The sequence below is a fragment of the Thermogemmatispora sp. genome (assembly GCF_019683755.1).
In the GTDB taxonomy this organism is placed as follows: domain Bacteria; phylum Chloroflexota; class Ktedonobacteria; order Ktedonobacterales; family Ktedonobacteraceae; genus Thermogemmatispora.
In genome coordinates this window covers 1-18,202 of sequence record NZ_JADGHT010000056.1, presented here as the reverse complement: position 1 = coordinate 18,202, position 18,202 = coordinate 1, and the positions used below count along the sequence as shown (strand labels likewise).

Here is an 18,202-nt window from a genome sequence, read left to right as displayed (position 1 = left end):
CAGCAGGAACAGGACCCGACCAGACCGGCCACCGTTTTCATCAGCTCTGCTGGCGATGCCGGAAAAAACCGCGAACAGCTAGAACTCATGCTGCGCCTGCGCGGCCTCAAGCTCTGGCACCGCGACAGCGAGGACCTGCCCTTTCTCGGCCTCCGTGAAAAAGCCGCAGAGCGGGCCGTGAGCGAGTTAGCCGATGCCTACCTGCTCTATCTCACACCCGAAGCTCTCAGGAAGCCGCAGCTCTGGCTATCCGAGGCACACGCTGCCCTCAAGCGCCACGAAAACGAGCTGGAGTTTCCTATAGTTGTGATCCTGCAGGGGGTCAGCCGGAAAAGAGCGCAGAACGCCCTGGCAAAGGTCAGTCTCGGGAAGCTGACGAATTTTATTGCGGACGAGCTTGAGCCGGAGGAGAGCGATCAGCAGGCAGTAGACGGCAAGCTGCGTTTGCTGGCTCGCGCGATCTTGCGCCGGGCATTTCATCAGCGCCGCGTGAGGGCTGGGGAGAACCATGAAATCTGGATAGGGTTACGCACCTTTGTTGCTGGAGAGGGCAGCCCTCGGCTCGATCTGTCGGTTGATGCCAGGAGGCTTTTCCTTGAAGACGAGAATAGGGATGTGCGACGTGTCCCTACAGTCGCTGAATGGCAGGATCTTATTGTTCCAGCTCTGCAGGATATCAAAGGACTGCTCACGACCATTGGTCCAGGCTTTGGAGAAAGTCTAAAAGTTCCGATTAAAGCAGTCTATTCGCTGACCTACCTGTTCGGCTTCATTTTCCAGGGAATGAGGTTGCAAGTACGTGATGAAGCAAGACAGCAGTATTGGGATAATGAAGGACCGCAGAGCGATTCTTCCCCTCTTACCTGTGATGAGAGCATTCAGAAGGGAGATCCCCAGACAGCGGTAGTGGCTATTTCCATATCGAATAATATTGAGGATAGTGTGAAGGTATACACGCAACAAGCAGGGAATAAGATTGACTATAGCCACTTCATCCATTATTCGCTGCCGGAGGGAGTAGACCACACCCGAGGGGTAAGGGATGGCAATCATGCCCTGGCCATTGCCCGTCAGATTGGACGTGACCTGCGCCGCCTGCGCAGCCAAGGCATTGCCCATATCCATCTCTTCTCATCGCTGCCTGCTGGGCTTGCGGTCCTGATCGGCCAGCAACTGAATGCTAGCGTTTTCGGCCCAGTTTCCTTATACGAGTTCTCTGCAGCCTATCGCTATGCCTACACACTCAATCAAAAAGAGTAGGAGTGAGATCCTGCAGATAGGCATCTGTTAGATGAGCACTCGCTTGAAGGGGGAGCCTTCAGCAAGACTGCGCCTCTCGCTTGCATCCGTGACAAGCAGTAGAAGAGCGAGCGCTTGTTACGAACGGCTCTTCTACTGCTGCTATTGCTGAGCCTGCTATGGATGACCAGTCAGGCGCGGTGGACCGTGTATGGAACTAGCGGCGTGAGCGGGTATGGCGACGGCGGCGGCGGCGAGCTACAGCAGCCTTACGCTTGCGGCGGTCGCTGCGGCTCTCGTAATGTTTGCGGCGGCGCACCTCGGCCAGAATACCGGCATTCAAGACCTTGCGGTTAAAGCGCTTGAGGGCGACCTCGAAGGACTCATCGGGATTCAGGCGAACTTCACTCATGACAGCCCGCCTTACCAACGCGCGCGGCGGCCCTGGCCGCGCCCGTACGATTCCTGGGGACGATAGCAATCGCTGCAATAGACGGGGCGATCATCACGAGGCAGGAAAGGGACACGGGCCTCGTTGCCGCAACTGGCGCAGGTCACCGTGTACATCTGGCGCTCCTCGCGCCCGTAACCGCGCCCACGACGCCCACCGCTCGCCTTGCGCGCCGCCCGGCAGCTAGGGCAGCGACTGGGCGTATTGGTCAAGCCGCGGCTGGCAAAAAACTCTTGCTCTCCAACAGTAAAAGTGAATTCCTGACCGCAATCGCGACAGATCAGGATCTGGTCCTGTCCAGGATTAATCATCTAGAAAGTCTCCTTACGGGCATTTCCCCGCCTGCGGTGGAGAAGTGCCCTGCAATGCAATGGGGCTCGCCTGGCACAGACTGCGCTGATCTGCGCAGCGCCAGACGGCAAAGAGGCCATAGGCGCGGGAACGTGCGACCTGAGCCTGGAACTGGGAGGCAGCGTCGGCGCGGAACCGCTGACAGCGAACCGCTCGCCAAAAAAAGCCGCCGCCCACAAACATGGGCAGCGGCTTCGACAGTTTCGCTTCCATGTGCCATATGCAGCATACCACACCTGCCGTCCCCCGTCAAGTCTACCCGAGCAAGCCCCCAGCCCATCTATCTCACCGTGCCAGTTCTCGCCCGTTACCTCAGCCAACGAAGACAGGCACTCAAAGCCAGGGGGAGGCCTTCACCTTCGATGGCCGTATCTCTTCGCATCTCTCGCTTGCAGCCAGCTGTCTGCCTGCGGTATCCTGACAATATCTCTTCTCCAGTCTACAGAGCCTGCTAGTGGGTAGTGGGAAGCTGATCTGACGAAAACAGCCATTCCTGCAGATTTCTGCGCGTGAGGTGAGCAAACCATCAAACAGACGAGTGGAGTAAAGACAATCAGTAGGTAAGCCAAAGCGCCACTCTTGCACGTATGGAAAGGAGTGCGGCATCATGGGCGAACAAGTCACCTTGGCTCCCGTTGACAGTCTCGATATCACCATCCTGGTCGATAACAGTGTCGATGTCCTGCTGCCCAGCAATGAGATGGTTCAACGCGCTCCGCTAGCCATCAACTGGACCGAGCGCGAGCAGCTCATTGCCGAGCACGGCTATGCCCTGCTGCTCACAGTCGTACGCAATGGGTGGCGGGCCTCTCTGCTCTACGATGCCGGGCTTGGGCGCAACACGCTGCTCCACAATATGGATGTCCTGGAAGTCCGCCCCAGCGAACTGCGGGCCATTGTTCTTTCGCACGGTCATGCCGACCATCACGGCGGGCTGGAAGGCATCGTTCGCCGCCTCGGCAAACGTGGCCTGCCTCTCCTACTCCATCCTGATGCCTGGCGTTATCGGCGCATCGTCTTCCCTACCGGGACCGAAATTCACATGCCCCCGCCAAGTCACGCCGACCTCGATCGCGAAGGCGTCACAATCATCGAAGAACGCGGCCCCTCACTGCTCCTCGACGGAACCGTGCTGGTTACTGGCCAGGTTGAACGCGTCACCGATTTTGAAAAAGGTTTTCCTCTGCAACAAGCGCGCACAGACCACGGCTGGGAGCCTGACATCTGGGTCTGGGATGATCAGGCCGTCGTCTGCCACCTTAAGAATCGCGGCCTGGTAGTGCTCTCTAGCTGCAGTCATGCGGGCGTCATTAACATCCTGCAACATGCCCGTCGGCTCACCGGCATCAAGGCCATCTACGCCTTTGTTGGCGGCCTCCACCTGAGTGGGGCCATCTTCGAGCCGATCATTCCGCGCACCATCGCCGAGCTGCAAGCCATTGGCCCCAGCATCATCGTCCCCGGACATTGTACCGGCTGGCGCGCCACCCATGAACTGGCGCGTGCTTTGCCTGCGGCCTACATCCAGACCAGTGTTGGCACCACACTGCATCTAACCTGATCTCGCCATTGTTGCGCCTCCGCACTGCACCGCTCCGCTGGTCCTATGTCTCCTTGGAGAACGGGAACGGGACCATAAGCCGAGCCGGCAGCACCTGACACGCAGGCTGCTTCTGGAGCTAGCCTTGCTTGCGGTCCTGATCTGGAGCCTGCTGATTGCTCTCAAAGCTCGCGGCGTTTGTCAGGCTCTGCCGGCTACTCCTCTTCAGCCTGGCCACGCTCACCTCGGAGCTTGATCGACAGGTCTATCTGCTGCCCGTCGCACTGGCAACCCCCTCTTTCTCCTTCGCCGTCTGGCCCTTTCCATCCGGTGCCGGAGCATCGCCTGTCAGCCTGACAGAAAGCAGAGACACCTTTTGCCTCTCCCAGTCGTACCTGTCACAGGACAGGCGGGTGATGGCTCTTTTAGCTCTGCACTCAAAATCGTGCGGCTCCTGTGAGCACCGACCAGGTGGACTGTGATCGTGGTGTGAGTTCTAGTGGCTATGCTCGGGAGAGAGAGCGCTACTATCGAACCGTGCTCTTAATGACCGCTGATCGCCGCTAGCTGTCATCGCCAGCGAGGAAGCAGCAGCAAAAAGATAGGCTAGTTAATGATAGAAAGAGAAAATTCTGCAGGTGCCTTCGCTTACTGAAGCACCCAACAGAGGAGGGAAATATGTCGACTGCTGCCGGTGCGCGTACACTCAGCCAACAGCAGCTAGAACTGATGCATAAGTACTGGTGTGCCGCCAATTATCTGACCGTTGGACAGATCTACCTTCAGGAAAATCCCCTGCTCAAGGAACCGCTACGGCCCGAGCACATCAAACCGCGGTTGCTGGGGCACTGGGGCACCTCACCAGGGCTCAATCTCATCTACGTCCATCTCAATCGCCTTATCAAAGACTACGACGTTGATATGATCTTTCTGGCAGGGCCAGGGCATGGTGGCCCGGCAGTGATCGCGAACGTCTACCTTGAAGGAACCTACTCGGAGATCTATCCCGAAGTCAGCCGAGACGAGCAAGGCCTGCGCCAGCTCTTTCGTCAGTTCTCCACCCCGGGAGGAGTGCCCAGCCATGTCGGCGTGCCGATCCCTGGCTCTATTCACGAAGGGGGAGAGCTGGGCTACGTCCTGGCCCATGCCTTTGGAGCGGCCTTTGACAATCCCGACCTGATTGTTGCAGCCGTCGTCGGCGACGGCGAGGCTGAGACTGGTCCCCTGGAAGGTTCCTGGAAAAGCATCAAATTCCTCAATCCCGTTCGTGATGGGGCTGTCCTGCCTATTCTCCACCTCAATGAATATAAAATCTCCGGGCCGACCGTCTTAGGCCGCACCAGCAACGAGCAGATCGAACAGCTCTTTAGCGGTCATGGCTACCACGTCTACTTTGTGGAAGGTCATGAGCCGCTAGCCGTCCATCGCACCTTTGCCGAAACCCTTGACCGCTGCTATCACGAAATCCGCGCCTACCAGCAGCAGGCACGTACCCAGAGCTTCAGCGGTATACCACGCTGGCCACTGATCGTTCTCAGGACCCCCAAAGGCTGGACAGGCCCCAAAGAAGTTGATGGCCTCCCCATCGAAGGCACCTTTCGCGCCCATCAGGTTCCCCTGGAAGAGGTGAGGACTAATCAAGCCCATCTCAAGCTGCTAGAGAACTGGATGCGCAGCTACCACCCCGAGGAGCTGTTTGACGAACAAGGGCGCCTACGGGCCGAACTAGCAGCCCTGGCTCCCCAGGGTGAACGCCGCATGGGAGCCAATCCTCACGCCAATGGTGGCAAACTGCTTGTTGATCTCCGTCTGCCAGATTTCCGCTCCTACGCTGTCGAAGTCACCAGACCGGCCACCAGCTACTACAGCAATACCCGTCCTCTAGGCGCCTTTCTGCGCGACATCTTCAAAGAAAATGCAAAGCAGTGCAACTTTCGCTACTTCTGTCCTGACGAAACCAACTCCAATCGTCTCGGCGACATCTTTGCCGCTCAGAACCGCACCTTTTTGGAGCGCATCATGCCCATCGATGACCATCTCTCGCCAGAAGGGCGTGTCATGGAGGTACTCAGCGAGCATCTCTGTGAAGGCTGGCTAGAAGGCTACCTTTTGACCGGCAGGCATGGCCTGTTTGCCACTTACGAAGCCTTTGCCATGATCGCCGACTCCATGATCATCCAATATTCCAAATGGCTTGAAGGCGCGCGTGCCCTCTCCTGGCGGGCCCCAGTGGCCTCGCTCAACCTGCTCTTGACCTCAACCTGCTGGCGCAACGATCATAACGGCTTCTCCCATCAAGGCCCAGGCCTCATCGATACCATGCTCTCGCGCCGCGGTAGCATTGCGCGTATCTACCTGCCACCCGACGCCAACTGTCTCCTCGCGGTGGCTGATCACTGCCTGCGCAGTCGCAACTACATTAACTTGATCGTTGTCGACAAGCAGCCGCACCTGCAATATCTCAGCATGGCCGAGGCCATTGACCACTGCCGACAGGGCCTCTCGATCTGGTCCTGGGCTGGTAACGAAGACGATAGTGAGCCGGACGTTGTGCTTGCGTGTGCTGGCGACGTCATGACAATGGAGACCGTGGCCGCCGCCTGGTGGCTGCGCCGGAAGCTTCCTCAGCTCAAGGTGCGCGTTGTCAATATCGTCGACCTGATGACTCTTTATCCTCCTGAGCTACACCCGCACGGCATCGACCAGGCGGCCTTTATCGCTCACTTTACTGAAGAGAGGCCCGTCATCTTCGCCTTCCACGGCTATCAGCGCGCCGTTCACCAGCTTGTGCACGGGCGCCCCAATCCTGCCCGCTTCCATGTCCGGGGCTACAACGAGCAGGGAACGACGACCACTCCCTTTGATATGGTTGTCCTCAACGAGGTCAGCCGCTACCACCTCTGTCTCCTGGCGATGGAACACGTGCCGCGTCTGCGCCACCTGACCGCGCCCCTCGTGCGCGAGTGTGAAGAGCTGCTTCGCCAGCACCATGACTATATCCGTGAGCATCTGGAGGATATGCCCGAAGTCCGTGACTGGACCTGGCGCGATTAATGCCAACAGCAGTGGCGCGAGGGAAAGCCACTTTCCTGCGTTCCTGCTTTGGACCCCTCGCGCCATGCCAGTGGGCCTTTACCGTAGACCCCTAAAAGGTGCCATCGCTAGCAGAGCAGGGTATTAGCTACCCTCAAACGCCTCCGAGGCTCACCTGCTCCGCTGCTGCCAACGGGCTGGCGCTGCCATTCCGCTGCTGACGACGCAGCACATGCTCAACGAGGTTCATGGGACAGAACGGCCCACACATCGAGCAGGCTCGCGTCTTAGAAGCGCGCTCGGCGAAAATGCGCCGCGCCTCCTCGGGATACAGCGCCAATTGGAATTGAGTATCCCAGTCGAGCCGATAACGAGCCTCAGACATCTGGCGGTTGCGTGCCAGCGCTTGAGGATGACCACGAGCCACATCAGCGGCGTGAGCCGCAATCTTGAAGGCCACCACGCCCTCATAGACCTGGCGCGGATTAGGCAGGCCCAGATGCTCCGCCGGCGTTAAATAACAGAGCATATCGGCGCCATACATCCCGGCCAGTGCCCCACCGATGGCGCCGGCGATGTGATCAAAACCGGCCGCAGTATCGACAGGGAGCATGCCCAGGATATAGAAAGGTGCGCCGCGACAGAGCTTCTTTTGAAGCTGAACATTGCTCTGTACCTCATTAAGAGGCACATGGCCCGGCCCCTCGACCATCACCTGCACACCGGCGCGCCGGGCCCGCTCAACCAGCTCACCCAAAATGATCAACTCACCTACCTGAGCACCATCAAGATCATCCGCGAGCGAGCCAGGCCGCAGACCATCCCCCAGGCTCAAAGTCATATCATACTGGCGAGCGATCTCCAGCAGCCAATCGAAGTGCTCATAGAGCGGATTCTCAGCGCCGTTCTCCAGCATCCAGGCAGCCAGCAGACCCCCACCGCGTGAAACAATTCCCGTCACACGAGACGCCTGCCGATAATGTTCCAGACTCTGGCGGGTCACCCCACAGTGCACGGTAATAAAATCGACGCCGGCTTTCCCGTGCTGTTCGATTGTCTCGAACAGCTCATCCGCGCTCATCTTGAGAAAAGAACCCTTCTCGCGCACGGCTCGAAACTCGGCCTCGTAGATGGGCACCGTGCCCAAGGGTACCGCGCACGACTCCAGCAACGCTTGACGAATAGCGGGGATGTCGCCGCCGGTCGAGAGATCCATCACAGCATCGGCGCCTGCCTGCTGGGCCAGAGCGAGCTTTTGGCGCTCCTCTTCCAGATGGACATAGTCATACGAAGTACCAAGGTTGGCGTTAACCTTAACAAGGAGACCTTGACCGATGGCAGTGAAGTGGGAGAGCGTGCGATGATTGGGGTTGGCAGGAATAACAGCCAGACCAGCAGCGACCTTCTCGCGGATCTCTTCGGCGGGGAGGCCTTCGGCTTGGGCCACATAGGCCATCGCCTCAGTAATCTGGCCCTGACGAGCCTGCTCAAGCTGAGTTGGCACTGTTCCACCTCCGGTCATTGTTGATCACTGACCTGAAGGGGAACCGGCAGCGGGTTGGGCAGCCAGACGGACCCTTCCCTCCGCCGGTATTACCCGGGTCAGGTTCGAGGGGTCGGCCTCGCTCACAGAGGCCCTCTCAGCCCGGTTGCCCGAGCTCCCCCAGGTCCAATCAGAAGCGCTCAGTCTTCTTCTGAGGAGAATCATACCATATCGTACTTGCCGATTGGTCGCCGTTGAAGGCCCGCGATGCACTTCTCTGGCCGCTTGAGGGTGACATCTCAAAGCGTGAGCAAGCTACAAGCGCCTACAACACCCTTGAGCCCGGCTTAGCTCAGGAGAAGAAAGAGGAGAGGCGTGAAAAGGAGCAGCCGCAGCCTGCCCGCTCACTTGACGTGCTCCGAGAGCTCCTCGGAGAGGGGTAACTCAGGCCGCTAGCCAACCTCCATCGACAGGGAGAATGGCCCCATTGATATAGCTCGCCTCTTTCGAGGCCAGAAAAGCAATGGCCGCAGCGATCTCATCAGGAGAGGCTACCCGTGAAGGCGCACTAGCGCGAATAAAAGCTCCTACCCGCTCTAAACCGGACTGGTGCGGAACACCCTGCCCCAGACCGATAGCTGTCGCCACAGCCCCAGGACAAACAGCGTTGCAACGAATACCGCGTTCACCGTAGTGAAAAGCGATGCTACGAGTCAGACCGATCAGGCCGTGCTTTGAGACCGTATACGGGGTGCCGGCTGCTCCGCCGCGCAAACCAGCCTCAGAGGCCGTATTGACGATCACGCCCCCACCCTGCTCTAGAAAAATAGGAATAGCCCGGCGACAGGCTAAAAAAGGACCATAGAGGTTGACCGCTAGCACACGCTCCCACAACTCTAGAGGGACTTCAGCCGCGGGCGTCATCAGATCCATAATGCCCGCATTATTACAGAGGATATCCAGCCGCCCATACGTCGAAGTAGCTGTTGTCAGCATAGCCTCGACTCCACTCTCCGAGGCCACGTCAGTACGGCAAGCACAAATGCTGGCACCCTGGCCTTGTAGCTCCATCACTAGGGCCTGTAGCGGCTCCTCAACAATGTCGACAGCTACAACGGCAGCTCCCTCGCTGGTAAGACGCTGCACCAGTGCGCGACCGATGCCTGACGCGGCTCCTGTCACCACGGCGACCTGTTGCTCAAAGCGCTTCATCTCTTGCTTACTCCTTCTCTGCTAAGCTAAAACACATCGTCAGAGGAAGTGGCAGACTGTGAAACTTTGAGCCATCCTTGCTCATCGCTCAACCCAAGCGGCGCTTGACTGCTGGAGTAGCGCCTTCAGAGCACGCGCGGGCCAGTTGTCAGCGCCGCTTGCTGGCATTATAATGTCACTAACTGACAAAAGTCAATGAGTGAGCGAAAAGAAACGATGAGTGACACAGCCCTTTCAGAGCAGAGCCAGGCCGCACAGCCTAGCCTGCGCGAGCGCAAGAAACGCCTCCTGCAGGAAGCCATCGAGCAGGCTGCCCTTACCCTCTTTCGTCAGCGCGGCTACGAACAGACTGCGATTCAGGACATCGCCGAGGCGGTCATGATCTCGCCGCGCACTTTCTTCCGCTACTTTCCCTCTAAGGAAGAGGTGCTACTAGGGCCAACGCGTGCCGTCATGCAAGCTGGACTGGCCTACCTGCGCGCGCTGCCGCTGACCCAGGCCAAAGAAGCGCGTGCGGCGTTGCAGAGTACTCTCCTCTACATTGCCGACCTATATCAACAGCAGCGACGGGGCTTCCTGCTCCGCTATCAGATTGCCAGACAGGTCCCCTCTGTAGCAGCTTTCTACCTCTATGCGCTCTTAGAGGCCGAGACAGCCTTCTGTGATCTGCTGCAAGAGCGCGCGGATGAGCCTCAGAACCCCAGTCAACTGCGCCTGCTGGTGGCGACCCATATCGCCGCTCTGCGCGTCGCCCTGGAACAATGGCTTGATGGAGGGGGACAGGGGGATCTGCTGGCCTTGCTCAAGAACCACCTCAAGGTATTAGAATAAGCGGACAACAGGCTTGTCGCCTGATGTGCAGACGGCCTGGCCCTCTTCTGCGCAGCGGCGGGCGGTGATGGCTCTAGTCTCCCAAGCAAATTTTCAAGCGAGTGGCGTGCCGGAATGTGGGAGATCGAAGAGGGGAGAAAGCGAGATTGCCATAGGTGAGAAGGCTATTGCAACCGTCTCACCTATGGCAACCTCAGAGGTGCCGAAGGTGGGATTCGAACCCACACGCCCGCAAGAGGCACAACGCCCTGAACGTTGCGTGTCTACCAATTTCACCACTTCGGCCTATGCACTGCGTAGGCATTGTTGCCCATCTACCTGAGCGGTAGGGCTTTCGGTTCCGTGACCCTATATTACTCCAACTTCTCGTCACTGTCAAGAGGTTTAGCCAACGACTTCCTAGCATTGCAGACGTACCTGGTCTCTTCTCCGGCCTGTGAGCAAGCATGCTATAATGAGACCAAAGCAGGCGGTCACTGCGCGGAGGCGGGCGTGGCCCCAGTCATGCGTGCACCGCGATGGCAAGCGGTTTGCACGGCTGCCTCAGTCCATGAGATGCAATAACAGTAGCTCAGTTCTGTTGAAGAGGCAAGAAGCGAGATATGGGAAGTGAGTCGCGGCCAGTACGAGCCGCCATTGACATTGGCAGCAACACCATTCACCTGGTCGTTGCACGCTGTTGGCCTGATCATCTAGACATTCTCGCTGATGAGCTTGACCTGACCCGTCTTGGCGAAAGTGTCAACGCTAGCGGAGTCATCTCGGAAGAGAAGACGCAGCAGGCCCTCCTGGTCATTGCCCACTATATGGCTTTGGCCGAGCGCCTTGGAGCAGAAACCATTCTGCTGATTGCCACCGAGGCCATTCGCCGAGCCAGCAATCGAGACAGCTTTCTTCAGCGTATTGAGCAGCACACAGGCTTGCCAGTAGCCCTCATCAGCGGCGAAGCGGAAGCCGTGCTTACCTTCTATGGAGCTACTTACGAGCTATATCGTGCCGGTCATGCCCCTCTTGATCTCGGGGTGGTTGATCTTGGAGGGGGGAGCACCGAGCTCGTGACCGCCCACGACGGTCAGATTACCTGGCGCATCTCGCTGCCCATTGGCTCGGGCTGGTTGCTAGATCGCTATCTGCCCTCTGATCCACCGACCTACCAGGAACGGGCCAGCGCTCGCGCCTTCCTGCAGGACTATCTGCGCAATCTGACCATTCCCCTCTATCCGCCTGTACTGGTTGCCACTGGAGGAAGCGCGAATTCTCTCTGGTTGCTTGCTGAACGTGCCTTTGGCCTGGCGGCATCCCAGCGCTCCCTAAGCGCTGACGAACTGGCTCACTGTGAGGGGCTGCTGGCAGCCCTACCAGCCAGCGAGATCGCTGAGCGCTATGGACAGCCCTATAAGCGGGCGCGTATTCTCCCTGCGGGAGCCTTGATCCTGAGAGCCTTGCTAGCGCGCCTAGGGCTGGACCAGCTACTGATCAGTCCTCACGGCATTCGCGAGGGAGCCTTGTTAGCCTATGAGCGCTTTGGCTCGACTTGGTTGAGTGAGATTGAGAGGCAAGGGGCCATCAATGACCGGAGCCAGGAGCAGCAGACTGACAAGCTTGCTCGTCAGGAGACCTTCCTTGCCTATGGCCGTCGTCTTCTCACTGAGCGCCTGGAAAAGATGCTCTCTTGGCGTCGCCTGCTGCTGAAAGAAGCGGACGAAGAGGCCATCCATAAGATGCGAGTGGCCTCGAGACGTCTGCGCGCCGCTCTCGACGCCTATCGTGGCTATCTAGATCCGTCAGCCTTTAAGAAGGTCTATCGTCGAGTCAAAAAAACCGCCGCCCTGCTCGGCGCTGTGCGCGACAGTGACGTCATGCTCCTGAGCTTGCGCACCCTGCTGACCGAAGCTAGCGCCGATGAGCGCCCGGCTCTCCTGTGGCTGTTGGCCGTGCTAGAAGAGCAGCGCGACCTGCAGGTCTCTGCTCTCGAGGAACACCTACGCGAGCTTGACAGTGAAGCGCTACGCTCGCAACTGGCAGCCTGCTTTGCAGGAGAGGAGTGTTAGAGAGCATGGCCAAAGCCGAGCCTATCAAAGACCTTGATCCCTGTGCGCCCGCTGCGCATAATGCCCGTCTAATTGCCCTACAACGTCTAGAAGAACTCTATCACTGGAGCCAGGCGGCGACTAATCCACAGGATGTCGAAAGCCAGCACCATCTACGTATTGCCGTCAAGCGGCTCCGCTATACACTGGAGCTATTCCAAGCCGTGCTGCCAGAGGCGTGCCTTGCGGTACTGCCCGAGCTAGAGCAGCTGCAAGAAGAACTTGGGCGGCTGCACGATCATGATGTCCTCTTAGCTCTCATCAAAGTGGCCCTGACCGAGCAACAGAGATCTTTCGAGGGCGCAGAAGCCCTGCTGTCCCTCTCGCTGCTGAAGGCTCTCCAGGGGACTCCGCTCCCTCTCCGGGCCGGTCTGCGCCATCTCCTCTGGCGCCTGCAGAGAGAACGCGCGGCCCATTTCCAGGCTTTCTCTCAACACTGGCAAGCGCTGGAAGCCCGGCGCGTGCGACAAGAGCTGCGAGCCATCCTACAAAGCCAGGAGAGTGCGCTCTAGGCATCAGTCTGAGCAGAGAGACCGTGGCTCAGCAGTCTTTATCAATCTGGTGTACAATAAGAACAGGTAAAGGGACAGTAAACGCCAGGTTAAAACTATGCTATCAGGCATGGTATGGTTAAAGAACGTGGCGTATAAAGGTGGGTATACCGAATGCATACTATCGAAGACCAATTAGAGTGGTGGCAGCTTCCTCAACCCACGCCCGAGGAGCTCCATCTCAGCGGAGGATTACAGGTAGAAGACTGGCCTCATGCCCGTCATGTGGCACGTCTCTCCACGCAACTCTTTGTTGCCACTGAGCCATTACATCATCTTGATGCCCAAGCCCAACGTCTGCTAGAACGTGCGGCCCTCTTACATAATACAGGCATGCTTGTAGAAGCGCGACGTCATCACAAGCATTCCTTTCGCCTGATCAAAGAGACGCCGCTCCCCGACTTTTCCGATGAAGAGCGCCATGAGATTGCCTGTATTGCCCGCTACCATCGGCGTGCCTTACCGAGCCTTGCGCATGAGGAATACGCGAGCATGAGCCGTACGGCACGCAAGCGCGTCTCGATGCTCGCGGCCCTTCTACGCATAGCTGATGCCCTTGACTACAACCATGATGCTCGCGTCCTACGGCTAGCCAGCGTTCCCGAGGAATGCAGCCGCGAGCGCTGGACCATCCGGCTGTGGACCCGTCCCCTGGCTGATCTCGACGAAGAGCTTGATCAAGCTCACGAGAAAGCTGATCTTTTTGAGAAGGTCTTTAGGCGTAAGCTGCGTTTTCAGATCATGGCGGCGGAGTAGAGAGAGCAAGCGAGTGGACTGGCCGTGCCGGGCTAGAGCTTGCGGCGCTCCTTTCTTAGCTTATTACCCCGCCGCGCTCGTCTCTATGAGTAGGCCGCCCATGCTTTCCTGATCAGCTCAAGTAAGCTGGTGCAGCACAATAGCAGCGCCGCAGGTCCAGCCTGGATGAATCCAGAGAGCAGGCTGAGGCTCTGCCTGGAACGTGTATATGACTCCCTGTTGCTCAAGATAGCGTCTGGCCGCCTTCAGATCTGCGACTTCCAGAGTCATGCGACAGAGATTCTCCCCCACCGTCTGGAGGTAGCGGGTCAGACTGCCCGGCTCAGGCAAGAACTCGCCCAGACTGAGAAGCGAATCACCGGCACTGGCCAATGGCAGGGGAGCGGCCAGCTCAAAGCTCTGGAAGCCATTCGCCAGAGGAAAAGCGGTCAAGAGGGCCTCCCAATGATCGGCCTGGCCGGTATAAGGAGGTGATGCCTCCAGCCCATAGATATGGCTGAAGCGTTGCTGACCCTCCTGCAGATCGGCCACAGCGATAGTCACACTAGAGACGCGCACCGCTCCCAGGGGGTGGGTTGGTGGCTGCTGCCAGCCAGCAAGACGGAAGCGGCGCTCTTCTCCGCTGCTATCATGCTGAATCAGGAAAGGATAGTGCTGGGCCAGATCTGGACGCTCAATGTCGGCGCGCAGCCAGGAGCGAACGCGCCCATCGGCAGCGCGTAGCTCGCCATGTACAGGCCCCAGCACTGGCACACCACGCGCTCGCATCCGCTGGCAATCCTCTGCAATGGCGTCAGAAGCCAGCGCGAAGTTCCAATAGCCCTCTCCCTTGGCCAAACGCTCCAGCATGCTAGGCTGAGCCTCATCTGCTGCCACCACCGTAATCAGCTCCAAATAGGTATCGCCGATTACAATAATGCGATTAGCTGTCCCTCCGAGGGGATGACGCCCACCGCCCGAGACAGTCAGACCCAGGCGCTCACTAAAGAGCACGCTAGCTCTCTCCAGGTCCTTGACCCCGATAATGACATGGTCGATACCTGTGAGCATAACCTCTCGCTTTCCTGCCTATTCTTGCACATCGCAGAGCTGCATCAATCTGACAGCCAGGTAGACCGCGACTGATCGAGTCTACCTGGCCGTGCTCAACTGAGCAGTCTAGCTAGCCCCGCGTCGTTGTCAACTCGCGTTCGCGTGCCCGGCGGCCACTGGTTGCGGCGGGCTGCCCGCCACCGAAGCGCTCCTTGAGCCAGCTCAGACCAAGCTCGCCTTTCTCCCAGATCACCAGGAGCATGCTCGCATTAAAGATCGACGAGTAGGTACCGCTAAAGATACCCAGCAGCAGCGTCCCTGTAAAAGGCCGGATCGACACACCGCCAAAGAGCGTCAGAGCGGCCAGCGTAAAGAGCACCGTCAGGGAGGTATTGAGCGAGCGAGCCATCGTTTGCACCAGGCTGGCATTCACCACCTCCTCGAAGGTCTCCACAGTGCGCCGCTGCATGTTCTCGCGGATGCGGTCGAAGACAACGATCGTATCATGCACCGAGAAGCCGATGACCGTCAGCAAAGCAGTGATGAAAAGCGCGTCGACCTGGAAACCGACGGTCCAGCCCAGGATCGAAGAGATGCCGACAACCACAAGTACATCATGCACCAGAGCAATTACGGCGCAGACGCCGTAGCGCCAGGGACGTGGCACTTTGCGGAAAGAGAACCAGATGTAGAGCAAGATCAGGATCGAGGCAGCAATCACTGCCAGGACAGCATTGCGCTGGGTATCGGCTGCCACGGAGCCTTGAACTGTAGCTGTCTGAAGCAACTGGACATAGGTATTGCCCTGATTGATAAAGGCGCTTTCGATGGCAGCCTGCAAGTTGGCATCCAGCGGCGTCACCGTCAAGATATTGATCGTCTGGGTCGTTGTGCCCTGACGGATCTCCATAACCTTGACCGGAATATTGGCAGGGTTGCTACTAGAGCCGCTGGATGGGGTGGCGGTGGCGGTCGCAGTAGCAGTAGCTGTCGCCCTCGCTGTGGCTGTTGGGGTAGGAGTAGCCTTCTTGGCCTGGGCTGTAGCCGTGGCCTGGGCGGCAGCCGTAGCCGTCGCCTGAGCGTTAGCCGTCGGTGTAGGTGTACGCGCGACCGACGGCCCTGAGGTCGGGGTAGGCGTCGCAGAAGAGACAGCGCTAGAGGAACTTGACTTTGTTGTATCGGTCGTATTAGGCAGCTTGCTCAGCGCCTTGCTAATATCTTCGACCTTGGGAGTCACCCCTTTAGGGAAGTTGGTCACCGTTACAATGGTGACCTTCTTGCCCTTGTAGGTCAGATCATCGAAGGTAATCCCCAAGCTTGTACTCTTGTAGAGCGTCTGCAGGTCCTTCTTAATAGCGTTCTGGACTGTACTATCGACGGTGGTATTGAGGCGTACCCAGAGAGTACCCTTGCTGGCCAGCGTCTGATCGCTGCCAAGCTGAACCTGCACGTCTTTGAGCGGGAAAGGCTTGAGCAGATTACGGACGGTGGTGATAGTGAGCTGCTTTTCAGGGCGCAAGCTGAGAGAGGATCCGCCCGCGAAGTCGATGCCGACGTTCAGTCCTTTGAAGATCAGCGAAAGCACCCCAGGCACGATCACCAGCAGCGAGAGCGCCAGGAAAAGATAACGCTTTTCAACGAGCCTGAACACAGCAGCCTCCTCTTACAGCGAGCTACGCCGCCCTGCAGTTGCCGCTGCGATCGAACCAGCAGGCAGACCGAAGAGTGCGGGGTGGTTGATGACTCCTGTCGGTACCAGCACGTTCAGGAAGGTGCGCGTGACCACGATCGCCGTGAACATGCTGATCAGCACGCCCAGGATCAGCGTTGTGGCGAAACCGCTGATGATCGTCGCGCCGAAGGTGTTACCGAAGAAGAAAAGCACCAGACAGGTGATAATGGTGGAGAAGTTCGAGTCACGGATCGAGGGCCAGGCGCGTTTCCAGCCGACATCGATCGCCGCGGCCAGTAAACGACCGGCGCGTAACTCCTCTTTGACACGCTCAAAGATCAAGACGTTGGCGTCCACTGCCATACCGATCGAGAGAATGAACCCAGCAATGCCGGCCAGCGTCAGAGTGACGCCGATCACCTTGAAGACGGCGAAAGTCAGTCCGGCATAGAGTGCCAGGGCCAGATCGGCCAACAAGCCAGGCAGGCGGTAGTAGAGGAGCATAAAGAGCACGACCATACCGAGGCCAATGGCGCCGGCGATCAGGCTCTTCTGAATGGAATCCGTACCCAGGGTCGGGCCAACCGTCTGCAGACTGGCGATCTTGAGAGCAATGGGCAAAGCTCCGTAGCGCAGAACCGTGGCGATAGACTGAGCCTCTTGGAGGGTAAAGCGGCCAGTGATGACGCCTGGGCCGTTGATAGCGCTCTGGATAACTGCCGACTGAATCACCTTACGATCGAGGGTAACAGTCAGATAGTCGCCAATATGCTGCTGGGTAAACTGGCCGAATTTGGCGACAGCATCGCCCTTCATGGCAAAGTTGATCTGTAGCTGGCCGGACGAGTCTGTACTCACCCCAATTTGGCTGGGATCGAGATCCTTGCCGGTGAACCAGGGCTTACCGCCAGGGTTGGTACTGGTATATTGGCTGGGGTCAAAGGTGCTATTCTCAGAGAGAGGCGTTGAGCCGGTGTCCCAGAATTCAAGGTTGCCCGCCTGGAGCAAGGTCTGCAGGGCCTGGGTCTGGTTACCAGTATTGAAGCCCGGCAGCTCAACTGAGATGCTATATTGGTTCCCGTTCTGTTGCACGCGAATGCTCGGCTCCGAGACACCCAGGCCGCCATTCACGCGCTGCTCAATAAGGTTGCGGGCGGCCTGAATGGTCTCATCGGTCACCTGCTCGTTAGGATTAGAAGGCACCAGTAAGGCGCGGACGCCTCCCTGCAGATCCAGTCCCAGGTTGACCTTGAAATCATGGTTAATCCCTAGGATGTGAATGCCCGGCGTGTTAGGCCAGTCAATATAGGCCGCACAAGCCGCCAGGATGACAATCAGCAGGAGGAGTAGGGCTGTTCCTCTACGCATAGCGTCTACATTCTCCTCGCTCTCTGCCCGGCTTTCTCCCCTGCTCGCTCGCGCAGACGCTGGCTCTCCCTGCCGCCCTGTCTGCGCTGCTCAGGCCTCGGAGGAGAAAACTCAGGGAAAGAGATGATTTTTGTTGGTTTGATCAGCGACAGCCAGAACTCGCAGGTGCCGGCCACCTTGCTCTTGAGCCGAACCGCTGAGGAGCATAGGCGGTCGCTGTTGTTCGATTCGTTGCAGTCGCTCGCTCTTTCCTCTGTCAAGGTCGTACTATGAGTTCCTGTGCAGTATAGCATAGTTGATGATGCTTGCCTATCCCGGACTCTCGGGTTTCCAGACCTCCGCGTCCCCCCACTGATGCTTTCTCCTCTCTTGCCTGACCAGCACGCTCCTTCTTTATCAGGTTGCTGCTGCTGTGGGGTAGACAAAACCGCCATCAGCGCCATTAGATCCCTTGACAGGTTAGATAACAGCATGTTATAAATTCAAAAGCTATAACAATAAGCTATAGCAAGTATGAGGACCTAGAGATTGACGCTGGGCCAGTGGTGAGCTACCCTCTTCTCCCGGTAGAGCCGTCGTATGCCTGATGGTGG

At 58.2% G+C, this 18,202-nt stretch carries 14 protein-coding genes, 1 tRNA gene and 1 riboswitch; of the genes, 7 read left to right on the top strand and 8 right to left on the bottom strand.

What is annotated here, in order from left to right; translation table 11 throughout:
• A partial coding sequence (locus IRZ24_RS06170) for an SAVED domain-containing protein (RefSeq protein WP_297161234.1) occupies positions 1-1,260 on the top strand: 1,260 nt, incomplete at its 5' end.
• Between the two features lie 196 nt (positions 1,261-1,456).
• Here the strand turns inward: IRZ24_RS06170 and rpsU are convergent.
• Positions 1,457-1,651, bottom strand: coding sequence for a 30S ribosomal protein S21 (gene rpsU, locus IRZ24_RS06165; protein WP_297161232.1), 195 nt, complete (start codon positions 1,649-1,651; stop codon positions 1,457-1,459).
• Positions 1,652-1,662: 11 nt separating this feature from the next.
• Positions 1,663-2,001, bottom strand: a complete 339-nt coding sequence (locus IRZ24_RS06160) for a zinc-ribbon domain containing protein (RefSeq protein WP_297161230.1) — start codon at positions 1,999-2,001, stop codon at positions 1,663-1,665.
• 647 nt (positions 2,002-2,648) lie between these two features.
• On the opposite strand from IRZ24_RS06160, the gene IRZ24_RS06155 reads away from it, so the two are divergent.
• A complete protein-coding gene (locus IRZ24_RS06155; protein ID WP_297161227.1) occupies positions 2,649-3,602 on the top strand; it encodes an MBL fold metallo-hydrolase in 954 nt (317 codons plus the stop codon).
• Between the two features lie 657 nt (positions 3,603-4,259).
• Complete coding sequence (locus IRZ24_RS06150) at positions 4,260-6,635, top strand: phosphoketolase (protein WP_297161225.1); 2,376 nt, start codon at positions 4,260-4,262, stop codon at positions 6,633-6,635.
• A gap of 133 nt (positions 6,636-6,768) precedes the next feature.
• Here the strand turns inward: IRZ24_RS06150 and thiC are convergent, their stop codons facing one another.
• Both thiC and IRZ24_RS06140 read right to left on the bottom strand, forming a co-directional pair.
• Entirely contained in the window at positions 6,769-8,118 is a 1,350-nt protein-coding gene (gene thiC / locus IRZ24_RS06145) for a phosphomethylpyrimidine synthase ThiC (protein ID WP_297161223.1), read from the bottom strand.
• A gap of 57 nt (positions 8,119-8,175) precedes the next feature.
• Positions 8,176-8,289: riboswitch (TPP riboswitch) on the bottom strand.
• A 252-nt stretch (positions 8,290-8,541) separates the two neighbouring features.
• The gene (locus IRZ24_RS06140; protein ID WP_297161221.1) at positions 8,542-9,309 is read right to left on the bottom strand and encodes a glucose 1-dehydrogenase; all 768 of its coding nucleotides are present in this window, start codon (positions 9,307-9,309) and stop codon (positions 8,542-8,544) included.
• Between the two features lie 216 nt (positions 9,310-9,525).
• Between IRZ24_RS06140 and IRZ24_RS06135 the strand changes: the two genes are divergently transcribed.
• Positions 9,526-10,140 (top strand): TetR family transcriptional regulator, encoded by a 615-nt coding sequence (locus IRZ24_RS06135; RefSeq protein ID WP_297161219.1) that lies wholly within the window; start codon positions 9,526-9,528, stop codon positions 10,138-10,140.
• A 200-nt stretch (positions 10,141-10,340) separates the two neighbouring features.
• Here IRZ24_RS06135 and IRZ24_RS06130 read toward each other — a convergent pair.
• Positions 10,341-10,425: transfer RNA gene (locus IRZ24_RS06130), tRNA-Leu, on the bottom strand.
• A gap of 317 nt (positions 10,426-10,742) precedes the next feature.
• Between IRZ24_RS06130 and IRZ24_RS06125 the strand changes: the two genes are divergently transcribed.
• From IRZ24_RS06125 to IRZ24_RS06115, 3 genes are all read left to right on the top strand, one after another.
• On the top strand, positions 10,743-12,191 hold the full coding sequence (locus IRZ24_RS06125; RefSeq protein ID WP_297161217.1) for a CHAD domain-containing protein: 1,449 nt from the start codon (positions 10,743-10,745) through the stop codon (positions 12,189-12,191).
• A gap of 5 nt (positions 12,192-12,196) precedes the next feature.
• A complete protein-coding gene (locus IRZ24_RS06120) occupies positions 12,197-12,742 on the top strand; it encodes a CHAD domain-containing protein (protein WP_297161215.1) in 546 nt (181 codons plus the stop codon).
• Positions 12,743-12,895: 153 nt separating this feature from the next.
• On the top strand, positions 12,896-13,537 hold the full coding sequence (locus tag IRZ24_RS06115) for an HD domain-containing protein (RefSeq protein WP_297161213.1): 642 nt from the start codon (positions 12,896-12,898) through the stop codon (positions 13,535-13,537).
• Positions 13,538-13,654: 117 nt separating this feature from the next.
• Here the strand turns inward: IRZ24_RS06115 and IRZ24_RS06110 are convergent, their stop codons facing one another.
• The 3 genes from IRZ24_RS06110 to secD form a co-directional block, all read right to left on the bottom strand.
• Complete coding sequence (locus IRZ24_RS06110) at positions 13,655-14,587, bottom strand: VOC family protein (RefSeq protein WP_297161211.1); 933 nt, start codon at positions 14,585-14,587, stop codon at positions 13,655-13,657.
• Positions 14,588-14,699: 112 nt separating this feature from the next.
• The gene (gene secF / locus IRZ24_RS06105; protein ID WP_297161209.1) at positions 14,700-16,220 is read right to left on the bottom strand and encodes a protein translocase subunit SecF; all 1,521 of its coding nucleotides are present in this window, start codon (positions 16,218-16,220) and stop codon (positions 14,700-14,702) included.
• Between the two features lie 12 nt (positions 16,221-16,232).
• Positions 16,233-17,609, bottom strand: a complete 1,377-nt coding sequence (gene secD, locus IRZ24_RS06100; RefSeq protein WP_297161207.1) for a protein translocase subunit SecD — start codon at positions 17,607-17,609, stop codon at positions 16,233-16,235.
• Between the last annotated feature and the right edge of the window lie 593 nt (positions 17,610-18,202).

What these genes read in the sequence shown, in the direction of transcription:
- rpsU (WP_297161232.1), bottom strand. Translation starts at nt 1,651, where the DNA reads ATGAGTGAAGTTCGCCTGAATCCCGATGAGTCCTTCGAGGTCGCCCTC.
- IRZ24_RS06160 (WP_297161230.1), bottom strand. Translation starts at nt 2,001, where the DNA reads ATGATTAATCCTGGACAGGACCAGATCCTGATCTGTCGCGATTGCGGT.
- IRZ24_RS06155 (WP_297161227.1), top strand. Translation starts at nt 2,649, where the DNA reads ATGGGCGAACAAGTCACCTTGGCTCCCGTTGACAGTCTCGATATCACC.
- IRZ24_RS06150 (WP_297161225.1), top strand. Translation starts at nt 4,260, where the DNA reads ATGTCGACTGCTGCCGGTGCGCGTACACTCAGCCAACAGCAGCTAGAA.
- IRZ24_RS06140 (WP_297161221.1), bottom strand. Translation starts at nt 9,309, where the DNA reads ATGAAGCGCTTTGAGCAACAGGTCGCCGTGGTGACAGGAGCCGCGTCA.
- IRZ24_RS06135 (WP_297161219.1), top strand. Translation starts at nt 9,526, where the DNA reads ATGAGTGACACAGCCCTTTCAGAGCAGAGCCAGGCCGCACAGCCTAGC.
- IRZ24_RS06125 (WP_297161217.1), top strand. Translation starts at nt 10,743, where the DNA reads ATGGGAAGTGAGTCGCGGCCAGTACGAGCCGCCATTGACATTGGCAGC.
- IRZ24_RS06120 (WP_297161215.1), top strand. Translation starts at nt 12,197, where the DNA reads ATGGCCAAAGCCGAGCCTATCAAAGACCTTGATCCCTGTGCGCCCGCT.
- IRZ24_RS06115 (WP_297161213.1), top strand. Translation starts at nt 12,896, where the DNA reads ATGCATACTATCGAAGACCAATTAGAGTGGTGGCAGCTTCCTCAACCC.
- IRZ24_RS06110 (WP_297161211.1), bottom strand. Translation starts at nt 14,587, where the DNA reads ATGCTCACAGGTATCGACCATGTCATTATCGGGGTCAAGGACCTGGAG.
- secD (WP_297161207.1), bottom strand. Translation starts at nt 17,609, where the DNA reads ATGCGTAGAGGAACAGCCCTACTCCTCCTGCTGATTGTCATCCTGGCG.